At 49.5% G+C, this 23196-nt stretch carries 25 protein-coding genes; 15 read left to right on the top strand and 10 right to left on the bottom strand.

The annotated features are described in order from the left end of the window. Positions 1–555 precede the first annotated feature (555 nt). From EKM83_RS05220 to EKM83_RS05210, 3 genes are read right to left on the bottom strand one after another with little or no spacing between them, the layout of a single operon-like run. Positions 556–1119 (bottom strand): Dps family protein, encoded by a 564-nt coding sequence (locus EKM83_RS05220; protein ID WP_125575573.1) that lies wholly within the window; start codon positions 1117–1119, stop codon positions 556–558. 34 nt (positions 1120–1153) lie between these two features. Further along, the gene (locus EKM83_RS05215) at positions 1154–1381 is read right to left on the bottom strand and encodes a heavy-metal-associated domain-containing protein (RefSeq protein WP_125575572.1); all 228 of its coding nucleotides are present in this window, start codon (positions 1379–1381) and stop codon (positions 1154–1156) included. A gap of 22 nt (positions 1382–1403) precedes the next feature. Continuing rightward, positions 1404–1631: a heavy-metal-associated domain-containing protein gene (locus EKM83_RS05210; RefSeq protein WP_125575571.1), complete on the bottom strand. Its 228-nt coding sequence runs from the start codon at positions 1629–1631 to the stop codon at positions 1404–1406. A gap of 238 nt (positions 1632–1869) precedes the next feature. Between EKM83_RS05210 and EKM83_RS05205 the strand changes: the two genes are divergently transcribed. Both EKM83_RS05205 and EKM83_RS05200 read left to right on the top strand, forming a co-directional pair. Next, complete coding sequence (locus EKM83_RS05205; protein ID WP_125575570.1) at positions 1870–3039, top strand: MDR family MFS transporter; 1170 nt, start codon at positions 1870–1872, stop codon at positions 3037–3039. 207 nt (positions 3040–3246) lie between these two features. Beyond that, positions 3247–4365 (top strand): AAA family ATPase, encoded by a 1119-nt coding sequence (locus EKM83_RS05200; protein WP_125575569.1) that lies wholly within the window; start codon positions 3247–3249, stop codon positions 4363–4365. A gap of 574 nt (positions 4366–4939) precedes the next feature. On the opposite strand, the gene EKM83_RS05195 is transcribed toward EKM83_RS05200, so the two are convergent. Then, the gene (locus EKM83_RS05195; RefSeq protein WP_164505598.1) at positions 4940–5698 is read right to left on the bottom strand and encodes an NADPH-dependent oxidoreductase; all 759 of its coding nucleotides are present in this window, start codon (positions 5696–5698) and stop codon (positions 4940–4942) included. Further along, positions 5695–6165, bottom strand: a complete 471-nt coding sequence (gene nrdI, locus EKM83_RS05190) for a class Ib ribonucleoside-diphosphate reductase assembly flavoprotein NrdI (protein WP_125575568.1) — start codon at positions 6163–6165, stop codon at positions 5695–5697. Before nrdI ends, EKM83_RS05195 begins: the two co-directional genes overlap by 4 nt. A gap of 161 nt (positions 6166–6326) precedes the next feature. Here nrdI and EKM83_RS05185 point away from each other — a divergent pair, with 161 nt between their 5' ends. The 3 genes from EKM83_RS05185 to EKM83_RS05175 all read left to right on the top strand — a co-directional run bounded on the left by EKM83_RS05185 (position 6327) and on the right by EKM83_RS05175 (position 10469). Then, positions 6327–6914, top strand: a complete 588-nt coding sequence (locus EKM83_RS05185) for a hypothetical protein (protein ID WP_125575567.1) — start codon at positions 6327–6329, stop codon at positions 6912–6914. 475 nt (positions 6915–7389) lie between these two features. Continuing rightward, a complete protein-coding gene (locus tag EKM83_RS05180; protein ID WP_125575566.1) occupies positions 7390–8907 on the top strand; it encodes an ABC-F family ATP-binding cassette domain-containing protein in 1518 nt (505 codons plus the stop codon). 128 nt (positions 8908–9035) lie between these two features. Continuing rightward, complete coding sequence (locus tag EKM83_RS05175) at positions 9036–10469, top strand: DHA2 family efflux MFS transporter permease subunit (RefSeq protein WP_125575565.1); 1434 nt, start codon at positions 9036–9038, stop codon at positions 10467–10469. A gap of 474 nt (positions 10470–10943) precedes the next feature. Here EKM83_RS05175 and EKM83_RS05170 read toward each other — a convergent pair whose 3' ends face one another. Next, positions 10944–11873 (bottom strand): AEC family transporter, encoded by a 930-nt coding sequence (locus EKM83_RS05170; protein ID WP_125575564.1) that lies wholly within the window; start codon positions 11871–11873, stop codon positions 10944–10946. Positions 11874–12007: 134 nt separating this feature from the next. On the opposite strand from EKM83_RS05170, the gene EKM83_RS05165 reads away from it, so the two are divergent. Then, positions 12008–12202: a hypothetical protein gene (locus tag EKM83_RS05165; RefSeq protein WP_125575563.1), complete on the top strand. Its 195-nt coding sequence runs from the start codon at positions 12008–12010 to the stop codon at positions 12200–12202. Between the two features lie 9 nt (positions 12203–12211). Further along, on the top strand, positions 12212–12391 hold the full coding sequence (locus tag EKM83_RS05160; protein WP_125575562.1) for a hypothetical protein: 180 nt from the start codon (positions 12212–12214) through the stop codon (positions 12389–12391). Positions 12392–12446: 55 nt separating this feature from the next. On the opposite strand, the gene EKM83_RS05155 is transcribed toward EKM83_RS05160, so the two are convergent. Continuing rightward, on the bottom strand, positions 12447–13289 hold the full coding sequence (locus tag EKM83_RS05155; RefSeq protein WP_164505597.1) for an SDR family oxidoreductase: 843 nt from the start codon (positions 13287–13289) through the stop codon (positions 12447–12449). Between the two features lie 13 nt (positions 13290–13302). Continuing rightward, entirely contained in the window at positions 13303–14283 is a 981-nt protein-coding gene (locus EKM83_RS05150) for a zinc-dependent alcohol dehydrogenase (protein ID WP_125575560.1), read from the bottom strand. 119 nt (positions 14284–14402) lie between these two features. Here EKM83_RS05150 and EKM83_RS05145 point away from each other — a divergent pair, with 119 nt between their 5' ends. The 3 genes from EKM83_RS05145 (at position 14403) to EKM83_RS05135 (ending at position 17666) form a co-directional block, all read left to right on the top strand. Then, positions 14403–15272: a LysR family transcriptional regulator gene (locus tag EKM83_RS05145; RefSeq protein ID WP_125575559.1), complete on the top strand. Its 870-nt coding sequence runs from the start codon at positions 14403–14405 to the stop codon at positions 15270–15272. Positions 15273–15467: 195 nt separating this feature from the next. Beyond that, on the top strand, positions 15468–16241 hold the full coding sequence (locus EKM83_RS05140) for an SDR family NAD(P)-dependent oxidoreductase (protein WP_125575558.1): 774 nt from the start codon (positions 15468–15470) through the stop codon (positions 16239–16241). 90 nt (positions 16242–16331) lie between these two features. Next, positions 16332–17666 (top strand): gluconate:H+ symporter, encoded by a 1335-nt coding sequence (locus EKM83_RS05135; RefSeq protein ID WP_125575557.1) that lies wholly within the window; start codon positions 16332–16334, stop codon positions 17664–17666. Between the two features lie 56 nt (positions 17667–17722). Here EKM83_RS05135 and EKM83_RS05130 read toward each other — a convergent pair whose 3' ends face one another. Beyond that, positions 17723–18721: a LacI family DNA-binding transcriptional regulator gene (locus EKM83_RS05130; RefSeq protein WP_125575556.1), complete on the bottom strand. Its 999-nt coding sequence runs from the start codon at positions 18719–18721 to the stop codon at positions 17723–17725. Positions 18722–18820: 99 nt separating this feature from the next. Beyond that, the gene (locus tag EKM83_RS05125; RefSeq protein WP_125575555.1) at positions 18821–20194 is read right to left on the bottom strand and encodes a hemolysin family protein; all 1374 of its coding nucleotides are present in this window, start codon (positions 20192–20194) and stop codon (positions 18821–18823) included. Between the two features lie 403 nt (positions 20195–20597). Between EKM83_RS05125 and EKM83_RS05120 the strand changes: the two genes are divergently transcribed. From EKM83_RS05120 to EKM83_RS05100, 5 genes are all read left to right on the top strand, one after another. Beyond that, positions 20598–20963: a hypothetical protein gene (locus tag EKM83_RS05120; protein WP_125575554.1), complete on the top strand. Its 366-nt coding sequence runs from the start codon at positions 20598–20600 to the stop codon at positions 20961–20963. Between the two features lie 219 nt (positions 20964–21182). Beyond that, entirely contained in the window at positions 21183–21641 is a 459-nt protein-coding gene (locus EKM83_RS05115) for a hypothetical protein (protein WP_125575553.1), read from the top strand. 149 nt (positions 21642–21790) lie between these two features. After that, complete coding sequence (locus tag EKM83_RS05110) at positions 21791–22126, top strand: type II toxin-antitoxin system Phd/YefM family antitoxin (RefSeq protein WP_125575552.1); 336 nt, start codon at positions 21791–21793, stop codon at positions 22124–22126. Continuing rightward, entirely contained in the window at positions 22126–22446 is a 321-nt protein-coding gene (locus tag EKM83_RS05105) for an addiction module toxin RelE (RefSeq protein WP_125575551.1), read from the top strand. Before EKM83_RS05110 ends, EKM83_RS05105 begins: the two co-directional genes overlap by 1 nt. Before the next feature lie 276 nt (positions 22447–22722). Continuing rightward, positions 22723–23148, top strand: coding sequence for an Hsp20/alpha crystallin family protein (locus tag EKM83_RS05100; protein WP_125575550.1), 426 nt, complete (start codon positions 22723–22725; stop codon positions 23146–23148). The last annotated feature ends 48 nt before the right edge of the window (positions 23149–23196 follow it).

Genomic DNA, 23196 nt, shown 5'->3' with positions numbered 1-23196 from the left:
CCACAGGTGGCGATTGATTGGGCAACTAATCTTTAACTAAGACAGTGTTGCTGATAATCGCCAACTCGCCGGAGGCAGACAGAGGTGGAGCCAGCTGTGTCGACGGTGTTGGCTGAGGTCTTTTCTCAGCCTACAGCGTGGGGCGACTTTGGAGACTGGCGGTCTTAGCCAGGCTTCAAAGCGAACTGGAAGACCGCCCCTCAGGCTGGAGGTGTCCCCCATAGCAGGCGGAATCTCTGGCTGACGCAGGCTCCTGGTTTCACTAATTTTAGCGGATAGAAGACCGTCGTTTCAGGGACTATTGCGTTAATGCTACTTTCAACCTTTAGTCAAGTAACTGGCCACCGCCTTTAAAGCGGCTGCCAGCGGTTGGTGTGTTTCTACCAACCCTTTTTGTTAACCATGTTAGTTGGCAGCGGGCAATCGCTAAGGATCGCCGATAAGCCGCTTACCACCCTAAATAAAAACGCGATTCACTCAGCACCTCGCAGTGTACTGAGTGAATCGCGTTTTCTCGCAGGATGAAACAATTTCGTAAGTGAGTGAAGCTAGTGATTAATCTTCGTCATCATCATCGTCTTCTTCGTCTAGACCGTCACGGGCGTCGTTGCCCAGTACGGCTTGGAGTTCACGGATGATGTGGTTGTTGGTGCCACGTAGGTCGGTCAAGAAGCTGGCCAAAGCGGGACGTTCTTCCTTTTCGGCGAGCTTGATGGCCCGGTCGATGAAGAGGTTGTGGGTATCGGCGTCGTGGACCAGCTCACTGACTTGGTCTTCGGCGCTCAGGTACTTCTTGGCACCACTTTCTTGGAGCATGTTGTAGTCATGGTATTCCTTGGTCGTGGTCGAAACAGTTTCGCCCTCGTCCAAAAGTAATTCGCCCAGTGCGTCGAATTGGCGACGGTAGGTGTCAATGTAGCCGGCCAGTAATTGGCGGACGCTCAATGCCAGTGGGCCTTTAACGGACCAACGAACTTGGTGGAACTTCACGATGGAGATGTGCAGGTTAGACAGGATGTGGTTGGTCATAGCACCAGCCGTTGGCACGTGGTGGTCGTGTTCAGTTTGGGCTTGTTCGGCTGCGAAACGGTCTTCGATACTCATAGTAGTTGTCGTCATTGGATGAACTTCCTTTCGTTTTGAGGGGACTGGTTTAGAGGGCTTTGACTTTAGAACTCTTGACGGTGTAGCCAAGGTCGGTGACTGTGTCAGCGAGGCTTTCAGCGGTCACTTGGCTATCGTCGAAATCAGCTTTGATCTTGCTGGCGTTGAAGAGGACCTTGACGTTTTGCACGCCATCCTTCTTGCTCAGTGCGCCTTCAATCTTGGTCATGCAAGATGGGCAGGTCAATGCGTCTAACTTCATGGTTACTTTACTCATAATTGAAAACCTCCTAATGGTTTTAAAGTGCTTTAACTTTACTACTCTGAACGGCGTAGCCTAAGTCGGTTACGGTGGTGGCTAAATCTTCGGCAGAAACGGTAGCGTCGTCGAATTCGGCTTTGACCTTGCTGGCGTTGAAGAGGACCTTGACGCTTTTGACGCCGTCTTTCTTACTCAGCGCGCCTTCAATCTTGGTCATGCAAGACGGGCAGGTCAGATCATCTAACTTCATGGTTACTTTACTCATAATGAAAACCTCCTTCGGCTTTTTCGTTTGCCTTGATTACATGACTTAGTATACGGGGGACTGGGCGAAAAGAACTTGACTCAAATCAAGTTGACAAAATTTTCGAAAACTTTTTTTGAAAAATGAGCAAAGTGCTCATAAAATGGCGGTTTCATCGCCTTTTGAAGAGGTAACAGTTTCAGAATTTTGCTAAATATGCGACAATGAAGGCAGATCGAAGATAAGTGAGGGACAGTAAATGTGGAAAACCAAAAGAGAAGTCAGTATGGCGGGAATCGTGTCGGCGACCTTACTGCTTAATGCCGCCGCAGCGTGTATGTGGCCGTTAACCACGGTCTACATGCACAATCAACTCCATCAGACGTTAACGCTAGCAGGAATTGCGCTGTTGGGGATGTCGTTATGTATGATTCTAGGTAATTGGCTAGGTGGGTGGCTGTTTGATCATTGGTCGCCATTTTACTCGGGAATCGTGGGGACATTGTGCTCCTTCATTCCCATGACGACGCTGATTTTCTTCCATGGTTGGCCAATCTTTGGCGTGATGTTACTGTTGATTGGACTGGGCGACGGTATCGTCATGACCGTCGTCAATTCCTTTGCGGCCACGGTCAAGACGGTTCAGAGTCGTAAAGTTTTCAATTATCTATATATTGGTATGAACTTAGGGGTCGTCGTGGGGACGCTGATGGTCGGGGTCCTGATGAAACACGGTGTGACGCTGGTCTTCTCCGTTGCCGCAGTCAGTTATTTGGCGCTGTTACTGATTTTCTTCTTTGACTTCAGAGCAGACGTTGAGCAAAAGACTTACACGCATGCCAAGGGCCCAGCGAAGCCTGCGCGGCTGAACTTAATTTGGCTGATCAGTGCGCTGGTCTTTGCCTTGTACATGAGTTATTCCTTATGGGAAAGTGTCATCTCGGTCCACATGACCAACCTGGGCATCTCGTTTGAAAAATACAGTCTGTTGTGGACGCTCAATGGGTTAATGATCGTCTTCGGTCAGCCCATCGTGAACCGCATCGGCTCAGACTTCAAACTCAGCTCACAGATTTGGACTGGGACGTTGGTCTTCATCTTGTCCTTCCTGTTGCTGGTCTTTGCCAGGAGTTATGCGATGTTCGTGGTGACCATGGTCATCTTGACGCTGGGTGAAATGACCGGGTTTCCGGGAATTCCGGCGTGGATCGACAGTCTGGCCGGGGACAACGACAAGGGGAAATTCCAAGGTATTTACAACATGGCGATTTCCTTTGGTCGGGCAGTCGGACCGCTGTACGGTGGGCTGATCATCGAGTATGGCAGTTATCACTCCCTGTTCTGGTCGGTCACAGCGCTGATGCTACTGGCATTGGGCGCGGTGATGCTGGCCAATCACCGGGGGAACACTCGGATGAAGCGTGATTAAAAATTTAATGGTGGTGGCGTGATTTCTGCTGGGAATCACGCTTTTTTTGTGGTTGTGGCTAAACGTTGTTGTGGCGCGGTTTAATCAAGTTGAAGTCATTTTTCGAAGGATTATTAAATCCGTAATGGCAAATTTGTCCATTTCAGGTGAAAATCATTGTGAATTTTGGCGAGTAGCGTAATCTAAAAGCCAAAGGGAGGTCCTGTCATGCTAGTTGAATTCTCGTTGCAAAATTTTCGGTCGTATAAAGAAACGGCGACACTTTCCGTTGCCGATGCCAAATGGGTGGCGCTGAGTGGACTCAATGGTGCGGGAAAAAGTGCACTGTTGGCTGGATTAACGGTCTTTCAACAGATGGTGGTGGCCCCCACGGAACAGGTGACGGACACCTTGCCCTATGAGCCATTTGCGCTGGACACCACGAGTCACCTTCGACCGACACAGTTCGCCGTGACGATTGCCCGTGACGGTTACCGGTACCGCTATGCGCTACGTTACGACGCAGCTCGGGTGATTGATGAAGAGCTGACCCGACTCCTACCCAACGGTCAAACTCAACGGCTATTCAGCCGCCAAAATGGGGCGCTGGTTCAGGTGCCGACCGGCCAACAGGTGACGGCAGCTAACACGCGATCGAACGCGCTGTTTCTCTACAGCCTACAGGCAGCCAATTATCGGCCGGCCGCGACGGTCTTTCGGTGGTTTGCGACGGATCTAGTGGTCTTGACGGACCGCCCACAGGCTGATTTGACGCTGACCGATTGGATTGTGCCGCAACTGACCCAATTTCTCCACGCGGTGGGCAACGAAGTGGCGGGTGTGACCCAGCGGCAAATGGCTGTCCAATTCTTGGATGGATCTAGCTTTACGCGCCCAGAATTAGCGCTCTTGTATGAGAAATACGATGAAGAGGGCGAAGTGGAAGACGTCGCTGAATTGCCGCTCGACCGGGCCTCCAGTGGCACGCAACAGTTGGTCGCTGCAGGGTTGGCCTTCATCACGGCTCAGGTTGCCCGTACGCCCCAAACGGTCCTCGCTGATGAATTTGCCAGTGCTGTTCGCCCTGAAGTGGCCCGTGCCCTGTTGGGATTGGTCGCTGGCGACGTTAATCGGAGCCAGTTCATTTTCTCGACTGCTCATGAAGCCCTGTTGGGTCAGCCCACACCGGCCACTCAGCGTTATGTGGCCGAGAAAAATTACCGCGGTGAAAGTACATTACAACAGCTCACGGCCGCAACACCGGCTGTCCCAACGCGGTTTACCGAACCAGCGATCGATATTCGGACCTTGCAGACGGCGTTTTTGACAGATGCGGCGGGACTTTAGAACGATGCTAACTGTATTCACCCAATGTTGGTAATTAAAGGCTGAAAGCTGAATTAATGCCCTGATTCCTGGAGCAATAGCGTTTTGTCCACCAAAACTAGTGAAACCAGGGCCTGCGTTAGCCAGGGTTGGCGACTATCAGCAACAGTGCGTTAGAGACCAGTCGTTAAATTAACTACCATCTGGGGCTAAGCCGAATGTTACTAGCATATACCTTAGTAGCCGAGAGTCCGTCAAATATGGGTTCAGCCGTGGGAGTTTACTTAGCGGTACGGTTCTCACCGCTTAGCAAACTGGCGTCTTTGAGACGCGGGCTTCCGGCTCAAAGCGAGGCGTCGAGACCGGCCTTTGGCTCGACCCGTCCGCCCCAGCGTTCCAACCCATAGTTGGCGGACGGTAGGCGGCCAGTTTGAACTCCGAAGCTGCAAACGACTAATTTTAACGTGAGAAGTCGCGTGGTGATAATGTTCATAACTGATTTTCATCTTTCAACCTTCAGCTGGTAAATAAAAAAACCAGTCAGGACAAAATCCTGGCTGGCATGAGTAGCTAGTTTTGGCGATTATAAATTGAATTATCCCGCAGGATTCAACGAAAAGCCTTGTTGGGTCAATGCCACTAAAATTTCCGCCCGTTGCTTAGGGTCACGGCTCATTTCCGTGACGATGTGATGGGTGAACGTTTCATCGCGCTGATTACTGCCGCGGTCGTGGTAGTAAGTCGTGATGAGGTGGTTGTATCCGGAGAGAATGGGATCGTTGGGCGTAATGGGTTGATAGTCGTTGTCGAAGTGCACCAACTCTTGCGGTAGCCGCGGCTTCAATGCCGGCTTTTCAGCAGGATGGCCGACCGCCAGTCCCAGCACGGGGAAGGTCAATTCCGGCAGGTTGAACAGCGAAATGATCCGCAGCGTATCGTTTAAAATGCTCCCCATGACGGTACTGCCCAGGCCTAAGCTCTCGCCAGCCGTGACCATGGCCTCGGTGGCGATGGCGGCGTCAAAGATTCCCGCCAGTAGTTTGTCCACACTGTGGAGATTAGCGGTGGTGGTGGCGTTTTTCGGCGTCAATTGGGCGTTACGGTACTGATCGGCGACCAGCAAGAAGTAATGGCCAGCCCCTTCCAGCCAGTGGTGACCCGTGATTTCGCCCAAGACGGCGAGCTTTTGTGGGTCCGTGACACTGATGATGCTGTATTGTTGTGAAAAGGTACTGGTGGCGGCGTGTTGAGCCGCGCTGACCAGCGTGTCCACTTCGGCCGGCGTCAATTTTTCAGCTGTGAATTGACGAATGCTCCGGTGATTCAATAAGGTGGTTAAGGTAGGATTGATCATGCGTCCGCCACCTCCTTCGCGCGAGCGACCAAGGCGTCATAGACCCGGGTCTCATCGCGCGGCACACCTCGGAGTTCGTAGTTAGCAACGAAGGGCACGTTGAATTTGGCTGCGTAGCGCTTGGCAGTCAGGCAGTACTGCTCGTTAAAATTGCGGTTGCCACTACCAACGACGCCCAACAGATGCGTGGCGTTTTGCCCATAGGCGATGTATTCGCCCAATACATTGGTCATCAGCTCCTTGACGCCGTTGTCGATGCCATTGCCGCCGTCCAGGTAAGTCGGCACGAAGCAAAAGTAGGGTTGTGTCTCGGCGACAAAGTCACTGGCTTCACTGATTTCAGTGGCGGTGATGGTGGGCAGGTTCACATCGCTGGCATGTTGCTGGGCCGCATAGGTGGTGAGGTTTTCCACGAAGTTGCGCGTATTGCCTTCAATGGAAATAAATAAGATACGTAAAGGTTGCATGCAAGTCCCTCCGGTTTTGATAATGGATTTACTCTTAGTGTACTCGGATTTTAGGTAAAGTGTTGTAGAGTTTTTGGATAAACGGCGTAATCTTAGTCAACACATGGTTACGTGAAGGATTGGTCATTGAGAGGCAAAATTAAACCGCATAGGAGAGAAAAATGCTACGACAAATCAAAGGATTGTTTGTGGGGCTACTAGTGGCATCCGCAATCGGTAGTCTGTTCTTAGGGGCATCACCGGTGCAGGCACAAGCCGCTAATAAGCTAAGCAGAGTACCGGCTGAAATCGCGGGGAATTGGTTTATCCACGCCAAGCACATGGGCAAGTTTAGTCACGGAAAAACGATAACGATGCATTTCACCAGTAGGTATGCAGACACGCACTTGTGGAATAGCCAAGAATTGACGGCTGCACAGGAGAAGGCGAGACACCGACTTTCCAAAAAGGCGGTTAAGTTGGTGACCAAACATCCTAATCGCTCTCAATTCATGTTGGCTAAAGTAGGAAAATCAATGTGGAATCGCTATTACATCAGCAAAGCTAAAAATGGCAAACTCAAGTATGTAACCGATCATTATTGGGTACATGCGCCAGTCATTGATGGTATTGGCCGGAACGATTATTTGTACACTTGGAGAACGATTGCAACACATAAGTTCAATACACAACCATTGCGTGGTAAACGTGCTATCGTTCCTTGGAAAAAAGTGCAAAGCCAAGGAACTTGGTATATTAAGACACCGTAAATTGTGGCTGATTATCGTATTTCTGTTTAGTATTGCTTGCCAAAACAAAATGCCTATGCTATTCTGTGGGTACTTTAAGAAAGAACGAGGTATTCAGCCGATGCGCAACTAATCAATCTTCAAATGTTAGTCAGCTTCACCCAAAGACAAGGGGTGGAGTGGGCCTGCAATTGGGATTGATGGTGCACCGACTGAGTTGCCAAACGCAACCAGTGGGCGCCATTTCCGAACGGGAAATGCGGCCACTATTTTTGTACCTTCAATCCCTGCTCTTTAAAGGGGGATTACCAAATGACGCAAACAAATCATCATTCACTGTCGACCGATACTCAGTGGTCGCAGATTAACCCATTAGCCGCTTATCAAGTTGGTCAAAGCCAATCCACAGCGATTCATGCCCAGCTCACGTCGCCGGGAAACGCACCACACCCCAGCACGACCAACGACAATCAGTCACAGAAGGGGGGACGACCTTTTGACACAAATCAGCTTAAATCGACTCATCAAAACCATCGCGGGCGAGTCGCTATTCACCGCCGCACGCTTAACCGCCCAGGCCGGTGATCGGGTCGGTATCATTGGCGCCAACGGGACCGGGAAGAGTACCCTGGCCCACATCATTGCCGGCACGGATACCGACTTCACGGGTCAGCGTCACGTCACGGACGATGTGGTGTTGGTGCCACAGATTGCGCCTACCGCGGGCCGGTCTGGTGGACAAAGCATGTTGGACCGGATTCGCCGGGCTTTGGCGCAACGGCCAGCCATTTTAATCTTGGATGAACCATCGGCTAACCTTGACGATGAGCATCAGCGCTGGTTAACGACGCAGCTCCAACATTTCACCGGGCTCCTACTGGTCATTTCCCATGACCGAGAACTCTTGTCGGCCGTGGCGACGCAAATTTGGTCACTGGAAGACCACCAATACACGCAGTACAATGGGGGCTTCCAGCAGTTTACGACCTACCGTGAGCAGCGCCGCGAGAATGCGTTGAGTCAGTATCAACACGAACAGGCCGAGCGGCGGAAATTGAAACAAGCCGTGCAGGCCCGCCACGAAAAAGCCAACCGGATTCGCAAGGGCAGCCGCAACATGAGTCAAGCAGAACGGGCCAATTCACGGTCGATTCGTGAGCAAAATGCCGGGAAGATGGAACGGGGCGCCCGGGCCTTACGTGACCGTGCGGAACGGCAAACGATAGCCGTGAAGCCCCACGAGGCCGCAACTTTAAAGCTCGTGGCGACTGATTTGCCGCCAGTAACGGGCAAACGCTTGGTCGCCGCGGAGAATTTGCATCTGCAGCGCGGGCGTCACGACCTGTTACACCACGCCCGATTTGCTATCACCCCTGGCGAGCGGGTGGCGTTGGCCGGACCCAACGGTTGTGGCAAGTCCACACTGATCACGGCGATTCTCGACCACGCCCCGCATACCCGATTGGCGCCGAGTGCACGAGTGGGTTATTTCCATCAAGACATGACCGAGCTGCCAGCCAACCAGACCGTGTGGCAAGTCATGGCTACGGCAACGGCGCTAGATGCCGACCGGACCCGTCAAGTCATGGGGGCGTTTGGCTTAACCGCGCGCTTTTATGACCGATTGGTGGGGGATCTCAGTGGGGGTGAGCAGGTCAAGCTCCAGCTGCTGGCGATTCTGGTGAGTGCTAGCAACCTACTCATCTTGGATGAACCGACCAACTACCTTGATCTGCCGGCGCTTCAAGCGTTGGAGGACTACTTGATTGGTTATCCGGGCACGGTGTTGTTCGTTGCCCACGACCAGGAATTCCGCCAGCACGTGGCCACGCGGACACTAGTCTTCAAGGACCACCAGCTCGAAGACCCGGCGAAAACAGCCCAGGGCACGCCGCCCACTGACCTGCCGCGCCTGCAATTTGAATACGACCAGGCCATGCTGGCGCCCGAATTGGACACGGCCTTGTTGCAGCGGCTCCGCCGGAAAATTGCGGCCGCTAAAGCAGAAAAGTAAGCCAATTTGCCCAAAATGTCGTCTTGAAACCGTTTTAATTTAAATTTTTCTAAATTTGCTATTACGAAGCCGGCTTTTTTCTGCTAAAGTAATCCATTGTGTTTAAATGAAAGTGAGTGTGAAAACAAATGGATTCAGCACAAAGTAGCCAACCAGAAATGGCAAAGAAGGCGCGGGTTCAAGTCGCGCACCCAATGCTTGCCATGATGGGCATGCTAATCGGGGGCTTTGTCGGGATGTTTTCCGAAACGTCCTTAAATATCGCTTTACCACAATTAATGGCGCAATTAAACGTCTCCACGGCCACGGTTCAATGGCTCGTGACGGGGTACATGTTAATGGTCGGGGTGGTTTTACCTCTGTCCAGTATTATTACGAAATGGTTCACGACACGGCAGGTCATCCTGTTTGCCTTGATCGACTTCGCCGTGGGAGCCATTATCTCTGCTTCGGCACCGGGCTTCGGGGTTCTGTTGTTCGGCCGGATGATTCAAGGGATTGCCACCGGATTGATTTTGCCACTGATGTTTACCGTGGCCATGCAAATCTTCCCGCCGTATAAGTTAGGCGCAGCCATGGGGATGGTCGGACTGGTCATCATGTTCGCACCAGCCGTGGGGCCAACCTTAGCCGGTATCGTCTTGGGCGTCGCTTCATGGCGGTGGATCTTCTGGCTGTTCGTGCCATTCTTAGTAATTGCCTTTATCTTTGCGGTGACTTCCTTGAAGAACATCGCTGAAGTTTCGCGGCCTAAGGTGGATTTCTTATCCATCATTTTGTCCACGTTAGGCTTCGGGAGCTTAGTCCTCGGGGTTAGCCTGGCCAGTGACCAAGGCTGGGGCTCTGCCACGGTGATTGGCGCGTTGATTGTCGGCGTCTTAATCTTGGCTTGGTACACCCACCGGCAGTTAACGGTGGACAAGCCAATTTTAAACCTGCGGGCGTTTGCCATTCCCGGTTTCCGCATCGGAGCTATCTTGGTCATGATTAACTTCGGGATCATCTTGTCCGCGATGTACCTGTTACCAATGTACATTCAAAAGGGCTTGTTGGTACCCGTCGCCTTGACCGGGATCATCATGTTCCCAGGTGGGGTCATGAACGCCATCGTTTCCGCCGTTTCCGGCCGGTTATACGACCACGTCGGAGCGCAAATGCCAGCCCGGTTAGGCTTCATCATTTCAATGATTGGGGCCTTGATGCTGGCGTTTACGTCCACGCATTCTGCCATTTGGTACGTCATTATGGCGCACGTCATCTTGATGATTGGGGCACCATTAGCGATGTCACCATCACAGACGCACGGGTTAAATGCCTTGACCGGCCCAATTGCCGCCGATGGGAGTGCCATCATGAACACCTTGCAACAGATTGTGGGTGCGATTGCGACGGCGATTGCCACCAGCTTGTTGGGTATCGGCCAAGCCGCTTACATGGCCAATGGCGCGACCAACGCCGCTGGGGCCTTCGTCAACGGGGCGCACTACGGTTTCTACTTCACCTTTGTCTTGGCCTTAGTCGGCTTCCTGCTGGCTTTGCGCTTGCCTAAGGCAGAACGTTAATTTAACTGTTAAAAATGGTGTCCAACCACTGCGGCTGGGCACCATTTTTCTTTGGCGTAAATGAAATCTGAAAGGCCTAAATTGTGTAAACCAGAGCCTGCGTCAGCCAGGGGTTCCGCCTGCTATGGGGGACACCTCCAGCCTGAAAATCGGGTTTCCGGTTCGCTTTGAAGCCTGGCAAGCCCGGCCAGGCTCCAAAGTCGCCCCACGCTGTAGGCTGAGAAAGAAGCCCAGCCAACACCGTTATCACAGCTGGCTCCACCCCTATCTGCCTCCGGCAAGTTAGCTTTGATCTGCGACGTCGTGTTGGTCCCCAAGAGCTATTAGTCCGCCGCGGGAGTGCCTTTAGCGGCGAATTTTACCTGTTTAGAAATTGGTATCCTTAAGATGTGGACTATCGGCCTAAGACTTGGTCCGCGTTCTGCGCCACATTTAGCGAATGACCAGGCGACCAGCATGGCCAGTGCCGTTTAGTTAAATCAAGTTACTCAGAGCAAAGACCAACGGAATCGTGGCCATGCATAAGATGGTGGACAGGCTCATCAGTGTGACGGCCGGACTGGTATCGCCGTGGGCCTTCAGGGTGAACAGGACCACGTTTCCCGCTACCGGGCACGCCGCCATCAAAACCGTCGTGTACAGCGGAATGCCGCGCACGCCAAAGACCTGTAAAATCAGCAGACAAACCAGTGGAAACACGACGTTGCGGAGTACCAGGGGCCACCACAGTCGACGGTCTAACGTGTGGCGATTTAATTTGACCGCAGCCAGACTATTGCCAATGACAATCATAGACAGCGGCGTGTTGATGGAACTGACGTAAGTGATGGTCTGGTTGAGCAGGCTGGGGAGGTGAATCGCGCTCACGAAAATAATCAAGCCGACCACGATCGCCACGATGTTGGGATTCAGCAGAATTTGGCGCCAGTTAACGTGGTGGTCAACCGCCTGATGGGGCGTGAACAACGCGATGCCGTGGGTCCAGCAAAAGATGTTGAAGCCCGCCAGTGAGGCGACGGCAAAGAAGACGCCAGTGCTGCCAAATAATGCGCTGGCCAGGGGGACACCCATGAAGCCGGCGTTGGAGTAGACCGCGCCAAAGCGCATGATCCGCCGTAAATTGGGGTCGGCCACGTGTTTGAAGACCAACTGGGTGACGACGACCATGACGCCGTAGGTCAGCAGAATGCCCAGCATGACCCAGGCCAATGCCTGTAGCCGGCTGGCCGAGAAATGCTGCTCGAAGGCGTTGACAATCAAGCAGGGCGACACGATGTACAGCAGAATATTGGTCAGATCCGTTGCCGTTTGTCCGTGCATGAAGCCCAGCTTGTTGGTCAGCAGGCCGACCGCCATTAAAATAAACATGAGAATAATTTGATTTGATAATTGCGTGATATCCAAGCGCTTAGCCTACCTCTCTTTGACTGCCTACGTTCATCTTGGGACTAATTTCTAGGTGTGTCAACGATTGGTTAGTCAATCCCCTAATCATTCGTGCTAAAATGGAAAGTAAACAGAAAGGCGGCAGTGTCGAAATGTTTAATAAGGAATTTTATCGGTCCTCCAATTTCTGGGGCGGCCTGGTCGCGTTGGTTCTGAGTGGCTGGGGCTTTTCACCATTAACGGGTAATAGCGTCTACGAAATCGTGGTGTCCGTGATCCTGGTCGTGATTGGGATTTACGAGCTGTCTCGGGGGTTGTTTGTCCCAACGCGACAACAGAAAAAATAGGAGGTAGCCATGCAATTTAATCAGCGCTTCGTCCATTCATTGGATTTCTGGAGTGGACTGTTAATTATGTTTTTAATGATTTGGAATATCCTGCCATTTCGGGTAACCAGTGTATTCTGGTGGGTGTGCTTCCTGTTATTCTTGGGCGGCGTGTTCTACCTGGTCAAAGGGTTAGTGCGCTTGCGGTAAAGGGTATACATATGAAAAACGGACCGGCCACGTGGTGTGGTTGGTCCGTTTGTGGTTAGGCTTTGACGGCCAAGACTTCGTCGACATACTGACTGAAGGTCTTGGCGGGGCGTCCCATGAGGGCGTTGAAGTCTAAGGGGTTCCCCTTATAAGGATGGTTACCGTGGTACGTAGCAATACGGCCGAATTGGTCGTTAGCGTGGACGGACGGGAAGTCGGGAACAGGGATCAAATTGATTTTGAGTTCCTTCCCAGCCTTGTCGCAAACTTCTTGCGCGTATTCGCGAGTAGTTCGGTTGCCAGCTGAGCACAGGTCTAGTGAGCAAGCGTAATAGTCGTCGTCACTCAGGAGAACCTTGACGTTGGCGGCCGCGATATCATTTAGGCTGATCAGGTTAGATGGCTGGTCAACTTTGATAAAGGTCGTCAAGACGCCGGTCTCAAACAAGCTGTCGGGACCAGTGGGAAAATGGCCTTCCATGTAACCGCTGGGTTTAGTAATGGTGTAGTTCAAGGTGGATCCCATCAAGCGGTCTTCAATTTCGTACTTTTCCCAATGTTGTGCTAGTTCCATGACGGTGTTGAGACATGAGGAGAAGACAAAGTGCGTAACGTGGGCCTTCTCTGCGGCGGTGATGAGGCGTTCAGCCATGGGGACCATGCCATCAAGGGCATCTGGCAGAATCAGTAGAATCTTATCGACGTCGGCCACAGCCTGGTCGATAATCTCATCGCGGCGGATATCACCGACGATGACCTGACTCGCACCCAAAGCCTTCAGTGGGGCTTGATTAGCTGGATCAGGATCAACCGCCACGACTTCGACATGTTGTTGAGCCAGTAAGGGGATAACTTTTTGACCAATGTGACCGTATGAAGCTGTAACTAGTGCTTTCATGAAAGAGTCCTCCTTAGCGCCATTTGAAAATGGGATTGTTAATCGTATTATCGTGTTTAAGTACCTTGCCGTAGAGCATCTTGATATTTTCATCAGTTGGCTGGTAAATCGTATCGTGATGGTCAGGCGCTGAAATCTTTTGCGTTGACAGTAACCACAGGAAATTCTTGATAGCGCGACGTTGCCGGTCCATTTCCGTATTGACGAAGTCGCCTAAAATTGTCAGATTCTTGATGAAAAATTCGCCGTAGTTCAGGGTTTGCTGGTCGTTGTTGGCGGTACAGAAGACGACTTTCCCCAGTGGGCGAGCGAGGTGGATAGCCAGGTTCATCCCGGCATTGCTGCCAGAAACATCGAGGGCTGCGTCTACCCCGCCGGCTAGGTCACCGATGACCTTTTCGATAGCAGCTTCATCATTAGGGTCTAGCACAATGTCGGCTCCCGCTTGCTGGGCCGCTTGTCGCCGCTGTTCTTGAATATCAAAAGCGATGATGGGATGCAGGCCATTAGCCTTGGCTGCCTGAATAGCAATTTGGCCGACCACCCCAGCACCAATGATGGCCACGGACTGGCCGAGGTGCAGGTCCGCTTTATCCAGGGTAAAGAGCGCCGTCATGCCTAGATTGTAGAATACGGCATCGTCAAGCTTGACGTTGTCAGGCACCGCGTAGACTGCATTTTCATCAACGTAGGTGTAGTTGGAGTGAGCGCCGTAGACGGGTGAGCCAATGACCCGGTCGCCGGGTTTGAAGCGCGTGACGTCAGGTCCAACGGCTTCGACCACCCCAGCAGAGCTATAACCGGGGATGAAGGGAAAAGTGGTGCCCAACACCACATGAGCCTTGTCATTCACAAACCAACTGTGCTCACTACTTTGACTAATTAAAGAATATTGTGTAGCGATGAGCACAAACTTGCCAGTTGGGTCACTGATTTCTTCTTCGTGATACTCGGCCACGCCGGCACTAGGCCAATAAACTGATTTCCGTAACATGGTGGTTGCCTCCTTTATTTGCTTACAAGTCTATTTTAGAAGCGTTTACATCGAAACGGAAATAGCGGATAATTGTTACTGATGATAAGTGAATTTTATAACAAAGTGGGTGAGCAGACTTGGATTTAACGACGTGTCAGTATTTTATCGACGTGGTTGACTTGGCAAATTTTACCAAGGCGGCAGAACGCAATTTCATTTCGCAACCAGCAATCAGCGCTCAAATCAAGCAGTTAGAAGAAACGGTGGGTAAGCCACTGTTGATACGAGACCATCACCACGTCTCGGTGACGCTGGCGGGACAGCGTTTCTACCGAGCAGCCCAGCAAATGCTGGCGACTTACCACGGGGCAGTGCGAGATATTTGGCAGGAGCAGAGCCGAACGCCTGCCAAACTGCGGGTGTCCTTCTACATTGCTCAGCAGTTTCAACCATACATCGACCAATTAGTGCGTTTTCGAACAGATTTCCCAAATATTTCGGTGGACTTGGTCGAGCGCGACTCGGAGCAGGCCGTCCAGGATATTTTGACAGATCAGGCTGACCTGGGCTTTGGCATTATTGATCGGACGGAACGGCGACTGACTTGGAAACAGGAATTGGCTGATCGGCTAGTGGTGGTTGCGTCGCCAACAACGATGACTGGCCAGCCCTCGGCAGTTACCTTGAATGAGCTGGCGGCTTTAACTTACGTGACATTGGAAAATGTTCCAGCCACTCAGTTTGAACAGGTGACTAGTCAGTTATTAGCGGGACACGCCTTTCAGGTTGAGAAATTACCAAGTCTCGACGTCTTGTTTACTCGCTTACAAATGACCGCCAGTTTTGCGCTATTGCCGGAGTCTCAGGTGCCCAAGACCTTGACCGGACTAGCAACTTGGACATTGCGGACGCCGCAACCCAATACGATGCCGGTCGGCTGGTGTTACCGGCGTCAACCCTTGGATCCAGTAGTGGGGGCGTTTCTGGCTTATGCGAATTTGTTGTAATGAAAATAAACATGCGATGATGAAATCCGTAGGCCATTCTTAGGTTTACGGATTTTTTGGGTGATAAGTGAGGTTGACAGAAAAAAATGAAGCGATTATACTCTTTGGTGTATCGATACACCTTTTTAAAAAACAAATATGTAATCGCTATCACCCGACGGAGTTCTTAGTGATTTAGATAGGGAAGTTGATCAAATGACGAAATTTAATGCAGAAAGTTTTTCTTTGAAAGGGAAAGTTGCCCTTATTACAGGTGGTGCTCACGGATTAGGCAAATATTATTCACTCGCACTATCGCTCTATGGTGCGGATATCTTTGTCGTAAGTAATTCTCGAGACGGCTGGGATGAACTCAAAAAAGCCGTTTTGGCGAATGGTCAACGCGTAGAATTCCTATTACAAGATATTACGGTTCCTGGTTGTGCTGACCAAATTATTGCCGAGGCGGTTAAGCGTTTTGGTCATTTGGATATTTTGATCAATAATGCTGGTATGCAATTACGTAATGATGTTTTAGATTTTAAGGACGCTGACTGGCAAAAGGTGATCAATTTAAATCTTAACGCATTGTACTTCTTATCCCACGCGGCGGCCAAGCAAATGGCTAAGCAACAGGCAGGGAAAATCATCAATATTGGTTCCATGCAGTCTTATCGTGCGGGTAAGTTTATTTTCCCCTACACAGCTAGCAAGCATGCGGTAATGGGATTAACGAAGGCCTATGCCGATGCATTATCGCCGTATAATATTCAGGTCAATGGCATCGCACCCGGATACATCAGCACGGATATGACTAAGCCACTTCAGGAGGATCCAGTGCGGGGTCCAGAAATAAAAGCGCACATTCCTTCTGGTGAGTGGGGTGTCCCAGAACAACTGATGGGACCTATGGTATTTTTGGCTAGTGCCGCTTCGGATTATGTCACTGGGGTAATGTTGCCAGTAGATGGTGGTTATTTATTACGTTAGCTGGTAAGCAGGCAGTGCAAAAATTAATAGCACTACCTACTTACTAATGTGAATTAAGTAACAATCAGGCTTAGAAAGGATAAGATTAAGATGCCATTACTTATTGTTGCTTTTGGAGTTGCTTTGCTAATATTTCTAATTGTTAAAGCAAAGTTGAATACATTTGTCTCGTTAATTATTACTTCGTTCGTGATTGCTCTAGTTTTGAAGATACCTATTAGCCAAATTCCTACGAGTATCGAGACTGGAATTGGCGGCCAACTTGGCCATCTAGCAGTCATCTTCGGATTTGGATCAATGCTTGGTCGTTTAGTTTCTGATGCAGGTGGTGGTTTTCGAATTGCACGTACGCTAATTGATAAGTTTGGCCGCCGTCAAATCCAGATTGCGGTTGTCCTAGCTTCGTTCATCGTCGGACTTGCGCTTTTCTTTGAAGTAGGACTGGTTGTCTTGCTCCCAATTATTTTCGTGATTGCACGAGAAATTGACTTGCCATTGATATATCTTGGAATTCCAATGGCGGCTACGCTGAATGTGACACATGCATTTTTGCCGCCTCATCCAGCACCAACTGCTATTTCAGGTATTTTTCATGCAAATTTAGGCCATGTTTTACTATTAGGAGTTATCGTAGCTATTCCAACAATTATAGTTTGTGGGCCAGTCTTTAATTGGGCGTTACATAAATTTTATCCGCGAGTATATCGGAAAGATGTAGATATTAGTGTACTGGGGGACTTTAAGGAATTTCGTTTAGCAGAAACACCACATTTTGGTATCAGTGTCTTGACAGCAATGATGCCGGTTATTCTGATTGCCATTGCAACAATTTGTTCGTTTGTTTTACCGAAGGAGAACGTGGTGAATCAAACGATTCAGTTTATTGGGGCGCCGGATGCTGCTATGCTATTGTCACTATTGTTTGCTGTTTATACCATGGGGATTTCACGTCATCTAAACATGAAACAGGTTAGTCAGTCGATGGTTGAAGCGTCAAAACAAATTGCCATGATGCTGTTGATTATTGGTGGGGGTGGCGCCTTCAAGCAAGTTCTAGTTGATGGTGGAATTTCCCAGTACATTTCCACAATTTTTGCTCATACTAATATGTCACCACTATTAGCTGCATGGCTAGTAGCTGCTTTATTACGAGTCAGTTTAGGGTCTGCGACGGTGGCCTCCTTGACAGCTGCAGGATTAGTGGCACCGTTGATTGCTCAAACTGGTGCCAATGCGGCTTTGATGGTCTTAGCTGTTGGTGCGGGATCGGTTTTTGCAGATCATGTTAATGACGCAGGCTTCTGGATGATCAAGGAGTACTTCGGTCTGACATTGAAGGAAACATTTTTATCATGGACGACGCTTACTTCAGTTCTATCTATAACCGGGTTACTCTCGGTATTAGGGGTATCTCTATTCGTCTAAATTAAACTTTAAGACAAAACGAGCTCGGACCATTTGTTGTCCGGACTCGTTTTGATTCACAATGATGCTTTCTCGATCGTTTTTACTGGAATATAAGTCATAGTGGTAATCGGCGTTTGCTGAATCTGTTGCAACAATTTCTCAGCAGCCACGTGACCCATGAGTTCAGGCTGCTGCTGGAGTAGGAAGATTCCGTCATTCACGTACTGTGACCAGGTCCAGTCATCGAAGCTAATCAGACCGATATCGTTAGGAAAGGTCAGGTGAAGTGACCGACAAACAGCCAAGAGGTCAAACAAGACGGGACCCATGAGAGAAACAACCGCAGTTTTTCCAATTGTAGTCGCTATTTTAGAGTGAAGTTGTTGCTGTAACCAGTTGCGATCATGGTGGGCCGTTTCTAAATTAGTCATGGTTTGTTGTGATTGGATAGCACCAGCTGTGAAACCAGCAATTCGTTTTGATTGCGCGGAGGTCTCGGCTAATGTTCGGCTTACGGTAATGATGTGTTGATATCCTTGACTGGCCAATCTGACAGCTAGTTGGTGGCTAGCATCGAAGTTGCTGGAAACAACAGTGGCAACGTCTTGGGGCTGATTCAGTGTTTCCCGGTCCACCATTACTAGTGGTAATTGTGCTGTTTGAATTTGCTGGTAAGGGGTGAATGTTTTGGCGTTAGGCTGTAAAATTAAGCCATCTACCTGTTGAGTAAATAGCCGAGCTAATTCATTTTGTTCAGTTATCAACGAGTTGTTAGAGTTCATAAGCAAAACGTCGTATCCAGCTGGTTGTAAGACATCATAGATTCCCTTGAATAGTAATGAAGAGAAAACATTAGATATATCGCCGACCACGACACCAATCATTTGACTGAAGTCTTGGCGCATCTTGCGGGCAGAGGCTTTGGGTGCATAATGCAAATTGGTGATGGTTTGCTGAACACGTTGCTTTGTTGTATCACTCATTTTTTTATAGTTGCCGTTAATGAACCGTGAAACGGTAGTGACGGACACCCCTGCGGCTTTGGCAACATCAGCAATCGTTACGTTTTTCATGACGAATCTCCCTTAGTTTGGTTACTTAGTAGTTTAGCATAAGTTAATCGATATCCACACAAAGCCCCGCTGCTCAACTAAGAGCAACGGGGCTTTTCATTACTTATCTTTCTTGTCAGTATCTTCAGCATCCGCCGTGGTGATTTGTTTTTGCGGCGGGTTGACCGTGACCTCTAACCAATTGATGAAGGAGTTTTCGTAATCCAAGACCTTCAAATCGAAGTTCTTTAGTTGGATGACGTCGTTGACCTTCACGTCCGGGTAATTGTCAATGATGAACCCGGCCATCGTGACCGTATCGGAGGCCTCAAAGCCCTTGATATCGGTGTTGAAGTACCGTTCAAAGTCGTAGGTCGTCATCTTCCCGTTGACCTGGTAAGTGCCATTGGGTTGCTTGAAAATGTACTGGTCGTTGGCATCGTCGATTTCATCGCGGACGGTCCCGAACAACTCTTCATAAATATCCTTATCGGTGATGATCCCGGAAGTCCCACCGTATTCGTCAACGACAACGACGATAGGGGTCCGCTTCTTGATCATTTGTTGCAGTACCTGGGTGATTGGCGTTGTTTCGGGCGTCGTCGAGATATCCCGAATTAATTTATCAATGCGAATGTGAGAATCCACTTGCTGTTGACGAATCAAATCGTAATTGTAGACGTATCCTAAAATCTTATCCTTATCCCCATCGGCAACGACTGGCAACCGGCTAAAGCGTTCTTGCAGGTAAACGTTCAAGGCTTCCTTGACGTTGGCCGTGATGTCGATGACCACCAGTTGGGTCCGGTCGATCATGATATCCTTAGCGACCTTATCATTTAACTCAAACGCCCGTTGCATGTAGACCAGGTCGTTTTTTTCCAGTTCGCCACCCTCAACGGCACTGCGTGAGAGGTTTAAAATTTCAGCTTGAGAGAAGACTTCGTCACTTTCGTTGGCCACCTTTAAGCCCATCAGTTTGACCACACCAGACGCGCTGCTGTTGAGTAACCAAACGAACGGGTAAAAGAGGACGTGGCAGTAATGCAGTGGCGTGACCACTAGCATCAAAACCTTCATGGGCATATCAATGGAAATGTTCTTCGGGACAATTTCCGTGAAGACCACTTCGAGGTACGTCAGTAATAAGACCCCGACGATAACCGCGATAGTGTGGGCCGTAGCGCCGTTCAGGTGAGCTGGGGCGATGCCGCCTAATAATAGGTCAACGAAGAACGTCTCCCCAATCCACCCTAAGATGATCCCAGCGAGGGAAACCCCCACTTGAGTCGTTGATAAATATTCATTTAAATTGGTAACCATTTTCATGGCCCGATTAAGCTTGGTCGACGGCTTGTCTCGTTCGGCAATTTTTTCCTCCAGAGCACTAGGCCGCGTTTGGACCAAAGCAAATTCGCAGGCAACAAAGAAAGCTGCAAAAAAGAAGGTAATTAAAATAATAATTAGATTCACAACTATCTGACCGCTATCCACACATCATTCCTCATTTCATATCGTTCTATCTCTTCATTATAGCGCGTCTCATCCCCTTTTCACAGGGGGTGAATTGAAGCAAATTTTACCCTTTCTGGGGCCGTATAGCAACCGAACATCGTAAAATTTTAACGATTTCCCCGAAAATTGACCACGTCACCGGTCGTTGCCAATCACATCCACTGACTGATTGTGGCTAAACGCCGGTCTGGCGGGGATTAGAAAACAGATAGGCGCAACCATTTTGGCCCACATTTAGTCACTCAGAAAGGCATTTCAATTGCAACCAACTGGCTTGGTTGGACTAATGATTCACCAACTCTTCTAAATGGCGAAGGAATACTTAACGTTTCGGCCAAAAAGGACTAGACTGAAGTCAGTAACATCAAAGGAGATTTTGATTATGGCAGATACACCTAAAGATAAGGAAAAAGCAGAAACGACCGTACAAATTCCTAAGGAAGACGTGGAAAAAGCGGCGAAGTTGGTTCTTGATCCGGGGTATGTGACGAAGAAAGATTTACCAAAGATGGCAGATTTAGAATGGGCAACCGCTTTATCTGATGCAGTTATGAAGCATTTCTTAAACGACGACGATGACCACGATCCTTACGTCTACTTCGAACAGTTCGACTTTGACGGTGGTGACATTGATTCCATCATCTTCAATATGGATATCGTGAAGACCCGTGAAGCCGGGCTACACAAGTTGTCAGAAGCCTTAGGCGAAAAGATTATCAATAACGTTGTCAAGCAAGAAACCTACTAAAGTTAATGAGAGAGCAGCTGGGATGACCTGGCTGCTTTTTTTTGCGACTGCTAATCCCAACTACTCTTGTGGGTGACCGCACTGGGCTGGCTAGGCCTGCTGGGGCGGTGGGTCGTTTGGCCACGCAAATAACCCTTTGGCTTCAGAACCATCAGGGGTATGATAAGAGGTAGCTAGTATTTAATACCGCTAAATAGGTGATTGAGGAGTGAGTTAGGGATGAAAAAAGGTTGGGTCACACTGACCGTTTTACTGGCGCTAATCGGTGGTGTCACGCTGATGACGAGCAGTTCGGTGACTGCGCAGGCAGCTAAGAAACATTACACGGTGGTGCCGAAATCCTTGCGAGGCCATTGGCGCAGTTACAATTCGCGAAAGCATGGTTATGACAAGGTGATTTTTACCAAATGGCAGTGGAAAACGAAGAACGCGGGCCAGCGTAAATGGCATCGCTTATCTGGCAAGACGTTTAAGGTTGCCAAACGCGTTGGCGATTCGACATGGTACAGTGATCTGTCAATTTCCAAGGGCAAATGGGGTTATTACGTGGGCCAAAGTTACTCGGATCAGTGGCCTTACTGGAAAAAGCTGAAGCATCACGGCAAGACGACTTTGCGCTGTTACTTGCCACCAATGGGACCAGGCAAGGGTCAAACTGGTTATTATTATCGTTACTAAATGAAGTGGAGTGGCTGGGATGACCTGGCTGCTCTTTTTTTAGATGATGTAGTCTTTTTAAAGACTGCATAAAGTTTTTTTATAAGCCGTTTGGCTATCTTAACATCGTGATATCCGGTATAATCAGAGCAAAAAGGGAGGCTCAAGACATGCGGACAATGAATATCCCCTTCAGTAATATCACAGATTTAAAGAAGTCACCGACCAAGCTGTTTGCCCGGGCAGCAGCAAAGCAGACTGGGGTTTACATTTTCAATCGGGATCAACCGGCCGGTGTGGTTCTGGACGTGGCGGACTATGAGGCATTGGTCAATCAAAACGAGGCGCTCCAAGATCGCGTATTTGAGTTAGAACAGGATTATCTGGTGGCCCAACGCTTGCACCGCCAAGACCACGAACAGGCACCGTTAGCGGATGATCAAACGGTGCGTGGATCAGTGGCCAACGAGACCCCGCACCTTGACAAAAATGATGGGTGGGACTGATGGCCGATCAGAATCACCCTTACCAACTCACGTATCTTTCTGCAGCCTGGCGAGACTATCAGCAACTCGATGGGTCGCAAAAGGTCTTTGTCGACAAGGGGTTGGACCGTATTCGCCTTCTAGGAGTGCGTGCTGGACAACCGTTAGCCGGTGAGCTCAGCAGTTGTCGTAAATTAAAAAATAAGCGGCTGGGACTCCGTATCGTCTTTCGCCAGGTAGACCAACAGATTCAGGTCATTCAAATTGTGGCAATTGGGCGGCGTGCGGACAAAAAAGTCTATCATACTGCAGAAAAGCGGTTATCTAAATTTAAAGAGTGACAGCAGAAGAGTTTGCCAGCGTGGCAAGCTCTTTTAATTTGTGTCGACCAGGAGGTAAGCAGCCGCAAGCCGACTAGTTTTTCTTTGACCTTTAAACAAAATAATTGACCTTTATGATGGCTGGATTTAAAATGCATTTACATAAACACCTAAGCAACGGTATTTATGAACGAGTATTAGCACTCTGGATAGTCGAGTGCTAATTACTTGCAATTCTGACTAATACTGACTATTATAGAAAATGTAAACAAGGAAGACAGAAAGGGGTTATTGATTATGACTAACGATGTTATGAACCGGAACTTTGATTTCTTTGATCCAATGAATTTCTTTAATGAAGTGGGCAACCTGGGACGCGACATGTTTAGCGGCGATGGCTCCATGAAGACTGATGTGGTTGAACACGATAAGGATTACGTGGTTACGGCTGAGATGCCTGGCTTCAAGAAGGAAGACATCCACGTCGATTATCGTGACGACACGCTGCGGATTTCTGGGAAGTCCGAAGTTAAGCAAGCCACGAAGGATGACGATGGCCGGGTTCTCCGTCAAGAACGTAGCAGCCAAAACGTTGCGCGTTCCTTCTACCTGCCAAGCATTGACTTGAAGAAGGTTGAAGCCAAGTATGATGAAGGCGTCTTGACCTTGACGTTGCCAAAGCAAACTGAGGTTGAAGACAACCATCACATTAGTATCGACTAATCGATTCGTAAACAATGAAGCGTCCTCGCTGAAATTGGCGAGGGCGCT

The organism is Levilactobacillus angrenensis (assembly GCF_003946085.1).
GTDB lineage: Bacteria > Bacillota > Bacilli > Lactobacillales > Lactobacillaceae > Levilactobacillus > Levilactobacillus angrenensis.
The sequence above is the reverse complement of the archived record's forward strand: the minus strand, read 5'-3'. Positions and strand labels throughout refer to the sequence as shown.